Annotated in this window: 9 protein-coding genes; 6 read left to right on the top strand and 3 right to left on the bottom strand. The window is 67.9% G+C overall.

Going from position 1 to position 11,864, the window contains the following annotated elements; all coding sequences use genetic code 11:
- The first annotated feature begins 4 nt into the window (after positions 1-4).
- From HDA44_RS13920 to ligD, 3 genes are all read left to right on the top strand, one after another.
- Positions 5-850, top strand: a complete 846-nt coding sequence (locus tag HDA44_RS13920) for an acetylxylan esterase (RefSeq protein WP_184834466.1) — start codon at positions 5-7, stop codon at positions 848-850.
- Between the two features lie 179 nt (positions 851-1,029).
- Positions 1,030-2,097: an aminotransferase class V-fold PLP-dependent enzyme gene (locus HDA44_RS13915; protein ID WP_184834464.1), complete on the top strand. Its 1,068-nt coding sequence runs from the start codon at positions 1,030-1,032 to the stop codon at positions 2,095-2,097.
- Between the two features lie 17 nt (positions 2,098-2,114).
- Positions 2,115-3,137 carry a non-homologous end-joining DNA ligase gene (ligD, locus tag HDA44_RS13910; protein WP_184834462.1) on the top strand — a complete coding sequence of 341 codons (1,023 nt, stop codon included), beginning with the start codon at positions 2,115-2,117 and terminating at the stop codon, positions 3,135-3,137.
- A 198-nt stretch (positions 3,138-3,335) separates the two neighbouring features.
- Here the strand turns inward: ligD and HDA44_RS13905 are convergent, their stop codons facing one another.
- Positions 3,336-3,572 carry a twin-arginine translocase TatA/TatE family subunit gene (locus HDA44_RS13905; RefSeq protein ID WP_184834460.1) on the bottom strand — a complete coding sequence of 79 codons (237 nt, stop codon included), beginning with the start codon at positions 3,570-3,572 and terminating at the stop codon, positions 3,336-3,338.
- A 216-nt stretch (positions 3,573-3,788) separates the two neighbouring features.
- Between HDA44_RS13905 and HDA44_RS38515 the strand changes: the two genes are divergently transcribed.
- Positions 3,789-5,672, top strand: a complete 1,884-nt coding sequence (locus HDA44_RS38515; RefSeq protein ID WP_202887352.1) for a CASTOR/POLLUX-related putative ion channel — start codon at positions 3,789-3,791, stop codon at positions 5,670-5,672.
- Between the two features lie 5 nt (positions 5,673-5,677).
- On the opposite strand, the gene HDA44_RS13895 is transcribed toward HDA44_RS38515, so the two are convergent.
- Complete coding sequence (locus HDA44_RS13895) at positions 5,678-9,085, bottom strand: hypothetical protein (RefSeq protein ID WP_184834458.1); 3,408 nt, start codon at positions 9,083-9,085, stop codon at positions 5,678-5,680.
- Positions 9,086-9,119: 34 nt separating this feature from the next.
- On the bottom strand, positions 9,120-9,620 hold the full coding sequence (gene mug, locus HDA44_RS13890) for a G/U mismatch-specific DNA glycosylase (RefSeq protein ID WP_319038100.1): 501 nt from the start codon (positions 9,618-9,620) through the stop codon (positions 9,120-9,122).
- Positions 9,621-9,685: 65 nt separating this feature from the next.
- Here mug and HDA44_RS13885 point away from each other — a divergent pair, with 65 nt between their 5' ends.
- Together HDA44_RS13885 and HDA44_RS13880 are read left to right on the top strand one after the other, a co-directional pair.
- Positions 9,686-10,393, top strand: coding sequence for an ATP-dependent Clp protease ATP-binding subunit (locus HDA44_RS13885; RefSeq protein WP_184834456.1), 708 nt, complete (start codon positions 9,686-9,688; stop codon positions 10,391-10,393).
- 72 nt (positions 10,394-10,465) lie between these two features.
- Entirely contained in the window at positions 10,466-11,863 is a 1,398-nt protein-coding gene (locus HDA44_RS13880; RefSeq protein WP_184834454.1) for an ATP-binding protein, read from the top strand.
- Position 11,864: the final 1 nt, after the last annotated feature.

Raw genomic sequence — 11,864 nt, 5'->3', positions numbered from 1 at the left:
CCGAATGGACTTCGAGACCTACTGGGCCGAGGTGGATCAGGAACTCGCGGCGATCCCCGGCCGGCCGGTGCTGGACCGGGTGCCGGCACGGACGACCGACGAGGCAACGTTCTACACCTTGCGCCTCACCAGCACCGGCCCGTACCGCGTGTACGGGAACCTGAGCATCCCGGCCGGCGACGGACCGTTCCCCGCGCTGCTGATCACCCCGCGGTACGGAAGTGTCAACAACATCCCGCACCCGAACGACCGCGGCAGGTACGTGGTCCTGAGTCTGATGCACCGCGGTCAGCGGCTGGCGGACGAAGGGTTCGCGGCCAAGTACCCAGGATTGTTGACAATGGACATCGACGATCCGGCGACGTACATCTACCGCGGCATCGCGTCGGATTGTCTACGAGCCGCGGAGTTCCTGCGCGGGTTGTCTGAGGTTGACCCTGAGCGGGTTGCGGTCAGCGGGGACGATCTGGCGATCCTGACCGCGGCACGGCGGCCTGGATTCACCTCGGTACGGGTGACGGACCTGCTGTTCTACCGCGCGATGGAGGCACGGCTGAAGTCATGCCTCTATCCGCTGGAGGAACTCAACGATCACCTCCGCGCAGGCTCGTCCGAAGACGCACTCGCCACCACGTTGTCGTACTTCGACCCGGTCCGGCACGCACCGGCGATCGCGGCCCGAACGCTGTTGGCCACCGATGACACCGACTGGTGCGGCCCGCTGCTGTCGGCGCTGCCCGACCCGGAGGTGTACGACGTCACACATCTGGACGGCACCGACAACGATTCCCTCGACGCCTGGCTGGCAGAACGATCCGGCGTACCCGCGATGTCAAAGTTCATCGCATGACAGAGCCCTCAGCACCTCCGGACCCACCAGCCCGTCTGGAACCACGCATCCATCCGGAGCGTCCAGCTCGTTCGGAGCCACGCATCCGCCCGGAGCCTCCAGCTCGTTCGGAGCCACGCATCCGCCCGGAGCCTCCAGTTCGTTCGGGGCCGCGAACCGGTCGGGAACCATCGAACGCGTTGCTCGGCGTACGCCCGGTCATCAATGCCAACGCGACGGTCACCGTTCTCGGTGGCTCGCTGATGCCGCCGCCGGTGATCAAGGCGATGAACGACGCGGCGGCGCAGTTCGTCGACCTGCCGGAGCTGAACCTGCGGGTGAGTGAGCGCCTCGCCCAGCTGACGCACAATGAGTCGGCGTACGTGACCTCGGGGGCGGCGGCTGCCATCACGCTGACGGTTGCCGCCTGCGTCACGACCGAATCGCAGGCGTTCCCGACCGACGCCGAGATCGTCATGTTCGCCAGCCAACGCAATGGTTACGACTACTCGGCTCGCTTCATCGGCGCTCGCATCGTCGAGATCGGACCATCGGTTGACGAGCTCCGCGCCGCGCTCGATCGCAAGCCTGCCTGCGTTCTGTGGTTCGCGGGCGCGCACTACGCAGCGGGTGCATTGAGCGTGGAAGAGGTCGTGCAATGCGCTCGCCAGGCCGGCGTACCGGTGATCGTGGACGCGGCGGCTCAGATCCCGCCGGTCGCGAGCCTGTGGCGGTTCACCCGGGACCTCGGCGCGGACGCCGTGATCGTCAGCGGCGGGAAAGGCCTGCGCGGTCCGCAAGCCAGTGGCTTGGTGCTGGGCAAGCAGGCGATTGTTGACAATCTGCGTGTGCACACCTCGCCGAAGCACGAGCTCGGACGCGGGATGAAGGTCGGGAAGGAGGAACTGCTCGGGTTGCTCGCCGCGGTCGAGTGGACCCTCGCCCAGAACGAGGACGAACTGCTGGCCGGCTACGAGCGGATTGTCGACGATTGGATCGCCGGCCTGCAGGGGTTGCCCGGTGCGGTGGTCGAGCGCGGCTATCCAAGTGAAGCCGGCCAGCCGCACAGCCGCGCCGTACTCCGCCTGACCCGCGACCGGGACGAGGTGGTCCAGGCCCTCTGGGACGGCAACCCACGAATCTCCGTCGGCACCTTCAACCTGCCGCCCGACGCGATCGCCCTCAACCCCCAAACCCTCCAGCCCGGCGAGGAAAAGACGGTTCTCGATGCCCTGGTACGTCTTCTAAGGTCGGGGGAGGGTCAGTAGGCGCCGAGGGAGGAAGCGTGCCGGGTAGCCGGAAGCCGGATGAGACGCGGGATGGGGTTGGGCTTACCAATCTGGATCAGCCGTTGTTCGACGGGGCTGAGGCGACCAAGCGTGATCTGGTCGACTATCTGGATGCCGTGCACGAGCGGATCCTGCCGGAGTTGTGCGGACGGCCGTTGTCGGTGGTGCGGATTCGTCCGGGGCAGCCCGCGTTCATGCAGAAGAACGTTCCCAAGTACACGCCGGAGTGGGTGAAGACCGTGCCGGTTTGGGCGGAGGCGTCCAAGCGTGAGGTGGCGTACGCGTTGTGCGACGACCGGCGAACGCTGCTCTGGTTCGCGAATCAGCGCGCGGTCGAGTACCACCCGACGCTGATGCGCGCCGCCCGGTGGGACCGGGTCACGCACCTGGTGCTCGACCTGGACCCGCCGGAAGGCGAGACGTTCGCGATGACGGTGCGGGCGGCGTTGCTGGTGCGGGAGGCGCTGACCGAGGCCGGGCTGAGCGGCGGGGTCAAGACGAGCGGCGCGAAAGGGGTGCACGTGATCGTGCCGATTGTTGACAATGTGAGGATCGAGGATGCCGCGGCTGCCACCCGGGCGATCGCGGCGCGGGCCGAGAAGCTCGATCCGTCGGTCGCCACTACCGCGTACATCAAGGCGGATCGGCACGGGAAGGTGTTCGTCGACTCGACGCGGGCTGGTGGTGCGACGGTTGTCGCGGCGTACAGTCCGCGGGTCCGGCCGGGTACGACGGTGTCGTTTCCGGTTGGGTGGGAGGAGCTGGAGAACGTGACGCCGCGGGACTTCACGGTCCGTACGGCACCGGGGTTGCTCGGGGCGGCCGACCGGTGGGCCGATCAGCTACCCGCGCCACAGGCGATCCCCGAAGATCTGCTGGAGGAGGGGCGAGCCATTCCTGTCGCTCGGGTAGCCGCCATGCACGAAGGCAAACGCCGCAAACGCGCCCGCGAAGCCCAGCAACCACCCACCGACCAGCCAGAGGCACAACAGCCACCCGCCGACCACCGCGAGAGCTAGCAGGCACCCGCCGACCACCGGAGGCGCAGGAGCCACCCGCTGTCCAGCCGGAGGTTCAGCAGCCTCCGGGTGAGTAGTCGAGGGTGGACCCGCTGCTGCGTCGAGCGTGCGGGTCGGGGTGCCGGGAGTGGCTCGGGGAATAGGTGTGCGCCCCGGGGTAGCTGGGGGTCTGCGTTCGTCGGTTGAGTTGCTGGTGGTCTACGGCCGTGGTTCCTCGGAGGGTCTGCGGTTTGGTTGGTTGGGCGTCGCGGTTGGGGCAGCGGGTGGCTGGTTGGTGGTTTGCTCGGAGCCGGGATTCACTTCCTCCTCCCAGACCTTCTTCGAGCGGCCCAGTTGGCGTACCAGGCCGGGTAGCTTGGCGGGGCCGAAGAGCAGCAGGACGATGGCGAGGATGACCAGCCATTCGCCGCCTTGAGGCATTCCGAGCAGAGGCATTACGTCTCCGTATCTTGATCGGGGGCAATCAGGACGACGCGCGCCTGCCGGGAACGGTTGTCATCCCGAGCCGGTCCTTTCCAGGACGCCTCCTTGTCCAAGACCCCTTCCAAGACCCCTTCCAAGGCCGCTCCCAGGGCAACCCGGCCGGGCGAGAACCGTGCGCTGTTAGCGTTCTGCACCGGTAAGCGGTAGGGCTCGAGGAAGGTGGCTGGCGTGGCGGCGGTACGGCGGATCAGGTGGCGGCAGCGATTGCGGTACTGGTTCGACGGGACGATGGACCGCGGTACGCCGGCGCTGATCGGCTGGCTCGGGCTCGCGTCGGTCGGTCTGATCGCGGTGGTGACGGTGCTGGTCGTCGTACTCACCAACTCCGACACCGAGGCGAGCGGCGGTTGGGGTGGGGTCGCGTGGATGAGCCTGCTGCGTACGCTCGACCCCGGAACGATGGGCGGCGACACCGGCCGTCCGGTGTTCCTCGGGCTGATGCTCACCGTGACCGTCGGCGGCATCTTCATCGTCAGCGCCCTGATCGGTGTCCTGACAACCGGTCTGGACAATCGGATCAGCCAGCTGCGTAAGGGAAAGTCACAGCTGATCGAGACCGGCCACACGATCGTGCTGGGCTGGTCGGACGAGGTGTTCACCGTGATCGGCGAACTCGCCCGGGCCAACCAGGGGCATCGCCGCCGGGCCTGCGTCGTCGTACTGGCGGACCAGGACAAGGTCGACATGGAGGATAGGATCCGGGCGCGGATTCCGGAGGCGGGGAGTATCCGGGTGATCTGCCGGTCGGGGAGTCCGCTGAAGCGGGCGGACCTGGAGCTGGTCAGTCCGGACACCGCCCGCGCGATCCTGGTGCTGCCGCCGACCGGCCCCGAGGCCGACATCGACGTCATCAAAACCCTGCTGTTGCTGAACAACCGGCAGTGGGACAAGACCAGGCCGCATGTGGTCGCCGCGGTGCTGGACTCGGACAACCTCGCCGCGGCCCGGCTGGCGGCCGGCGACGACGCGCTGCTGGTCGATGCCGACGACATCATGGTTCGGCTGGTCGTGCAGTCGCACCGGCAGGCCGGCCTGTCCGCGGTGTGTATCGATCTACTGGACTTCGCGGGCAGCGAGTTCTACCTGGCGCCGGCCGCGCGGCTCGCGGGTTCGTCGTACGGCGAAGCACTGAACGCGTACTCGCTGGGTGTTCCGGTCGGCGTGCACAAGCCCGGGCAGATGCTGCTGAACCCGTCGACGGACACGCCGATCGAGACCGGTGACAAACTCGTCGTACTCGCCGAGGACGACCTGCTGATCAAGATCGCGGACAGCCCGGCGCCGATCGTCGAGGCCGCGATCGCCGCGCCCACCGACCGGCCACCGGCGCCGGACCGTACGCTGCTGATCGGCTGGAACGCGCGCGCCACGAAGATCATCGATCTGCTGGACCGGTTCGTGGAGCCAGGTTCGCGGCTGGACATCGCCGCGCCGGTCGAGCCGACGGCCGCGGTGCAGGCCGCGAGGGCGAATCTCACCGTCGGCTACAAGGCCTGCGAGCCCACCACCAGGGCGTCGCTCGAGGCGCTCGGACTCGGTATGTACCAGCATGTGGTCGTACTCGCGGACGACCGGATCGATCCGGATCACGCCGACGACCGGACCCTGGTGACGCTGCTCCACCTGCGCGACATCGAGGTACGGCTCGGCGACCCGTTCTCGATCGTGACCGAGATGTACGACGACAACAACCGGCAGGTTGCCCAGGTGACCAAGGCCGACGACTTCATCGTCAGCAGCAAGCTGATCAGTCTGCTGCTGACGCAACTGGCGGAGAACCGGCACCTGCAAGCCGTGTTCGGTGACTTGTTCGACCCCGCGGGTTCCGAGATCTATCTCAAGTCCGCCGGCGACTACCTCGTACCGGCGATGGAGGCGAACTTCGCGACCGTGATCGAGTCGGCCCGCCGCCAGGGGCACAGTGCGATCGGCTACCGGGTGCACAGCCGCAGTGACCTCGCTCCCGGGTACGGCGTTGTGCTGAACCCGCCGAAACTCGAACCACTCACCTTGGGGCCGGACGACAACGTGATCGTGGTGGCGCCGGCCTGATCCGGTTACTCGGGGGCGGTGTGGAGACCGAGGGCCTGACGACGGACGGCGGGGGACGGGTGGTTGCGGAGGGCAGTCAGTAGGTCGCGCCAGGCCGGTGGCCAGCCGGCCCGAGGGGCCGCTGCGGAGATGACGGCACACGCCAGCAAACCGGCCGCGATCCCGGGTGCGGGGTCGGCGGCGAGGTCAGTCGTGGCAGGGAGAGAGTCGGTGGTGGAACGGGCGGCTGGAGCCTTGGTGGCGCCGGGGGCGGGGGCTGGTGGCGGGGGTTGGTGGGTGAGGGACGTGGCGGTGGGGAGGAGGGACTCGGGGGTCCAGGTGTGTTCGGTTGTGGACAGGCGGTGTTCTAGGAGGGTCGCAGCTGTCAGGGCGGCCAGAGGGTCGTGGGTGACGGTGGTCAGTAGGGCAGGGAGGTCGTCGGCGGGGGAGTGCAGGGCGGTGACTAGTAGCTGTATCCGAGCGTGCGCGAAGTCAGACGCAGTCAGCTCGTCGGCTACCGGCTTCAGCAGCTGACGGATGTTTGCGGAACGCTGGCTGACGTGGTTGGTCAGCTGGTCGACCAGATAGGTCAGGCGTTGGCCCGCGGGGTGGTCACGGTCGACGGTTGCGTTCGGCAGGTTGGGGTCGGTCTCCAGGCGCACCAGCAGACTTACGACGTCTAGCAGTACCGGAAGGCTGGAGGACGACGCTGCGACGACGGTGACCAGGGCGCTGGTTGCGAGGCGCCACACGGCGGTGCGGTCCGACAGTCTGGTGATGAAGTCGGCGCATACCTGAGCTATGGCCGCGTTGTACGGCGCCCAGCGTGGCAATGCGAACAGAGCGGCGTTGACGATCTCCGGCTCGGCTCGGGTCGTCACCGCGATCAGCAGGTCCGCGTACCTCGATCGGAAGGCGAGCGGTACGTCGTACGCCCGGCGCGCTGTCAGAGCCAGTGCAGTCGCGGCTGAGTCGTGTACGGCCTGCTGCAGCACTGCCCACGCCGCCGGGTCGTACAGCAAGTACTGCGAGGCAGTCCGGGTGATGGCGGCTCGTACGTCCCGGTGTGCACCCGCCCAGGTCTCAGTAAGCACGGCACCAGCACCCGGCGCCCGTAGCTCACCGAGCAGCCGTACTACCTCTTTGCGTGCTGTCACCTTGACGGCATCCCCAGCCAGCACCGGCTGCAGCAACCCAGGCAACAGACTGGGTCGTACGTAGCGGGCGGCACGCCCAGCGGCGTACACAGCGACCCGCGCCCGATCATCACCTGCATGCGCCAACAGCACCGGCACTGCCTCGTCAGGTCGATCAGTCCACGCCAGTGCAGCCAGCGCAGCCTCCTGCAGCAGTACGTCGTCACTGGTCAGGAACTGGTCCAAAGCAGCCCGCCCAGCAGACGGCACTCGTCCCAGCGTCTTCACAGCCAACGCCCGGTACCACTCCGGCGTCCGCTCGTCACGCGCTACGCCAACCAGCAACTCGGCGTACCGGGCCTGCTGCCGCGGCAGCCAGGTCCGCAGCGCGTAGCTGGGCACCTCCCACGAGTAGTCCTGGTCGAACCGCCGGAGCTGGTCGGCTGCCGTGAACACCGGATCGAGCAGGTCGGTGCGTAGTTCGGTAACGAGCCACCAGACCGGATGCCAGCGCGCCATCCGGACGTCGCGGTTGATCATCTGCTCGACTCGGTCCCGGCGGGTCGCCGGTGCGTCGAGCCAGTACCTGCAGGCTTCTTCGACGATGTTGTCCTGCCCGGACCACACCGCCTGCTCCAGTACGTCCTGCAGCGTTTCCAGCGACCACCCGCGACGACCGAATGCCTCAGCCACGGTCAGTACAAGCCGGTAGTCCTGCCGCTTCGCCGCTGCCTCAAGAGACGGCCGCAGCGCCTCGTACACGTCGGTCTCGCGTCTGCGGGGCAGTCCGTCGACCAGTCCGTACAGCCGGAGCCTGCCCATGTTCTCTGCCGACCGTCCGTAAGCCTGCAGACCCCACTCCAGTACGCCGGCCTGGTCAGCGATCGCACCCCGGACAACAGCACGTTCAGCCAGGCTCGCCAGCGCACGCCGCGTCGCCCACGACGTGTCGCGGGCGTTCAGCGCATCAGACAACAACCTGTCGAGTGGCACCGTCAGCGCAGTGGTGAGCAGTGTTGGAGGTAGCGCCGCGACAGAGTGCAAAGCAGCGAGCCGCACCGGGTCCTGGTCGTTGCGCAACCGCTCTGCTGTCCACTCAACAGCCTCAACCACCTGCTCCGGCTGTCTCCCGAGCCCGGCCGACCGAATGACTGCCTGGTAGACAGCACTACGCACCCCAGCATCCGGCTCGCGTACGTCGGCCTCGAGCAGTGCAAACGCCTCGGCGTACGGCAGATAGGCACTGACGTTTCGACGCAGTGCAGCGTCCTCCCGGATGACCGGCAACGCCAGCATCCGCCGAGCCTGCTCAATGCGCGCCGCATGCGGCAGTACGTCCAGCAGGTCGTTGTCCAACCGAGCCTGACCCAGATCGACGTACGCGGTAACGCCCGTGAAGATCGCGGCCCGCCGCGACGGAGCCAGTGCATGCAACAAGCTGGACAACTGCGGCCACACGACTCGGCCCAATGCGATCAGCTCATCGTCGGAGTACCTGTGCAGACGACGCTGGTACGCCGGGGTGAGCGCCCGTGAGACCACACCGAGCCGGTCCGGTGCCATGAGTAGGTCCAGCACGCCAGACGGGTCCTGGTCAGTCAGAGGACCGAGCACGTCAAGCACTGCAGCCGGCAGATCATGCGCAGGTACTGCCTGCTTGATCAGCGTCATCACTGCATCCGGTGCGATATCAAGTGCCGCGGTGACTCCGTGGCCGACGCCCTGCCACCACTCGTCCCGGTCCTCGCCGGCAGGCAGCGTTTCGGTGGCGTACGCGAGTACTACAGCAGAGTGGTGTCGTGCGAGCTCGCGCCAGCCACCGGGTGTCACGCAGTACGCCAGCTCGGGCAGCAGGCGCGCCACCGTAGCGTCATCGGTCGCGTCCAGCAGCCCGGTTGCCGCTACGTCACCCCACCGCGCCCGGTGCTCATCGATCAGCCGTACGGCGAGGTGCTCGCGCCGCTGCCGGCGCACCAACGACACCAGCCTGGACCGTAGTGCGGCCGGTGCATCGTCGTACGCGATCCGCAGGTCATCGTCCGGGACAGGTACTCCGCGGCCAACCGCAGCGAGTGCACGTGACTGCACGGCTGGATCTGGATCGCGCAGCATCCGGCTGACGTACGCGGCGTCGCGGGTGACCTCAGCGACCTGCAGACCGAGGAGGCGCTCGAAGCTACTGCCGCCACCGAGCTGTGGCAGTAGTCCGGTCAGCTGTTGCGCCCGGTCGGCGAGCAGACGTACACGCTGGGCGTACGAGAGTCCGTCGATCGCACGCAGCAGCTCAGGCAGACGCATGTGGCTATTTTGCCGAACGACCAGTGTCAGTCCGTCAACTGACCCGCTCCAGCTCCGCGAACGCATCAGCCAGCTTCGGCAGGGTGTAGTGGGCGTTCAGTCCACTCGGGTTCGGCAGCACCCACACGCGCGTAGTGCCGATAGTGCGGTCCTGTTTGCCTACTGCCGCGTTCCGTTCCGCGAAGGCGTCCCGGTAAGCCGTGACGCCCAGTACTGCAAGCCACTCCGGCTGATACGTCAGTACTTTCGCGGTCAGGTTCTCCCCGCCGGCAACGAGCTCCGCCCGCGTCAGCTCAGCCGCCTTGGCAGACGGCCGGTCCACCACGTTGGTGATGCCCAGTCGGTAGTCCAGCAGCTCCTGCTGCTCGGCCGGCATCAGCTGCCGGGAGGTGAACCCACTGAGCTGCAGCGCCGGCCAGAACCGGTTGCCCGGCCGAGCGAAGTGGTGCCCGGTTGTCGCCGACATCAGCCCAGGGTTGATCCCACAGAACAACACCCGCAGCCCGCCGCCGATCACGTCCGCAATCCCGTCCACACAGCTCACCGTAGTCCGTCAACCCAAGGTTGACGCAATCAAATGGTCAACCTAAGGTTGACAATATGACTCCCGGACCGGATCTGCAGCAACTCATCACCACGATCAAGACCGACGCCGGCAGCGACGACGAGCTCGAGCAGCTCGCGACCGCCGCGGCGACGATCAGCGAACTCACCACGACCAGCGACGCCGCGCTCGGCTTCTTCGTCGATCGGGCCCGCGGCGCCGGCAAGTCCTGGGTGGAGATCAGCGCGGTGCTCGGCGTCAGCAAGCAGGCCGCGCACAAGCGGTTCGCCGATTCCTGGACGAGCAAGCCGGCGTTCGACCGGTACACCGAGCGGACGAAGGCGGTGGTCGCTGCCGCCGCGGACGTCGCGCGGGAGCGCAACCACACGTACATCGGGACCGAGCACCTGCTGCTCGCCTTCTACAGCCAGCCGCGGGCGGTGGCGACCCTGGTGCTGCTTGCGCACGGCATTACGGCCGACTCGGTGCGCGCCGCGGTGGACCTGGAGAGCCCAGCCGGTGCGGAGAGTGTAGAGCTCGACGCGGACAACCCGCCGTACACGCGCCGCACCGCGCACGTGCTGCAAGGGGCGGTCGGGGAGGCGTTGACGCTCGGGCACAACTACGTCGGCACCGAGCACTTGCTGCTCGCCTTCTACCGCGACCAGGCCGGCGTCGCGACCAAGATCCTGCTCGAACAGGGCCTCGACGAAGCCACCGCGTGGAACGACATCCGCGCCGCCCTGGAGCGCATCACGAAGTAGGCCGGGTACATCGCGCCCAGGCGCTGAGATAAACGACGTGCACTTTGGGCAGAGCGAGCTAACGTCGTCAAAGTGACTAGTGCACCTGCTGAACTTCCCCGTAAGGCTGGTGACCTCCGGGCCGCCGGATACCTTCCTCGGTCGATCAAGGCCGAGCTCCGTGACAACCTGCTGACTGCCCTCCGGGCCGGGCGTGATCCCTGGCCGGGCATTGTCGGCTTCACCCGTACCGTCATCCCCCAACTCGAACGTGCCCTGCTCGCCGGGCACGACGTCGTCCTGCTCGGTGAGCGCGGGCAGGGCAAGACCCGGCTGCTGCGTACGCTGGTCGGACTGCTCGACGAGTGGACCCCCGTGATCGAGGGCGCCGAGCTGCCCGAGCACCCGCTCGACCCGATCACGCCTGCCTCCCGCCGCCGCGCCGCCGAGCTCGGCGACGACCTGCCGGTCGCCTGGCTGCACCGCGACCTCCGGTACGCCGAGAAGCTAGCCACGCCGGACACCAGCGTCGGTGACTTGATCGGCGACGTGGACCCGGTCAAGGTGGCCGAAGGCCGCAGCCTCGGCGACCCGGAGACCATCCACTTCGGGCTCGTGCCGCGCGCGCATCGCGGCATCGTCGCGATCAACGAACTGCCGGACCTGGCCGAACGGATCCAGGTCGCGCTGCTGAACGTGATGGAAGAACGCGACATCCAGGTCCGTGGGTACACGCTCCGGCTGCCGCTGGACGTGTTGCTGGTGGCAACCGCCAACCCGGAGGACTACACCAACCGCGGCCGGATCATCACGCCGCTGAAGGACCGCTTCGGCGCCGAGGTCCGGACCCACTACCCGCTCGACATCGACGCCGAGGTGGACGTGATCCGGCAGGAGGCCGAGTTCACCGCCGAGGTCGGCGAGCCGCTGCTGGAGGTGCTGGCGCGGTTCGTCCGGCACCTGCGCGAGTCGACGTCGATCGATCAGCGGTCCGGCGTGTCCGCGCGGTTCGCGGTCGCCGCGGCCGAGACGATCGCCGCCGCCGCGTTGCGCCGGTCCGCGATCACGGGCGAGGAACCCGCGGTCGCGCGTCCGGTCGATCTCGAAGCGGTACCGGCCGTACTGCGCGGCAAGCTGGAGTTCGAGCCCGGCGAGGAAGGGCGCGAGATCGAACTGCTGGAGTACCTGCTGCGCCGTTCGGTGGCCGACACCGCGCGCGAGCGGTTCGCCGGGCTGGATCTCACCCCACTGGCGCATGCTGTTGCCGACGGCAACCTTGTGACCACCGGCGAGCGGGTGCCCGGCCGGGACGTACTGGCCGCGCTGCCCGAGCTGCCGGTCCTGCACGACGTCGCCGCCCGCGCCGGCGTCGAACCGGACGACTCGTCCGGCCGGATCGCCGCCGCGATCGAGCTCGCGCTGGAAATGCTCTACCTGTCCAAACGCGTAGCCAAGGACGCCGACGACGACACCACGGTGTACGGAGCCTGAC

Source organism: Kribbella solani, from assembly GCF_014205295.1.
Classification (GTDB): domain Bacteria; phylum Actinomycetota; class Actinomycetes; order Propionibacteriales; family Kribbellaceae; genus Kribbella; species Kribbella solani.
The sequence above is the reverse complement of the archived record's forward strand: the minus strand, read 5'-3'. Positions and strand labels throughout refer to the sequence as shown.

Coding starts and splice junctions, on each gene's coding strand:
- HDA44_RS13920 (WP_184834466.1), top strand. CDS start 5: ATGGACTTCGAGACCTACTGGGCCGAGGTGGATCAGGAACTCGCGGCG.
- HDA44_RS13905 (WP_184834460.1), bottom strand. CDS start 3,572: ATGCCTCTGCTCGGAATGCCTCAAGGCGGCGAATGGCTGGTCATCCTC.
- HDA44_RS13895 (WP_184834458.1), bottom strand. CDS start 9,085: ATGCGTCTGCCTGAGCTGCTGCGTGCGATCGACGGACTCTCGTACGCC.
- HDA44_RS13885 (WP_184834456.1), top strand. CDS start 9,686: ATGACTCCCGGACCGGATCTGCAGCAACTCATCACCACGATCAAGACC.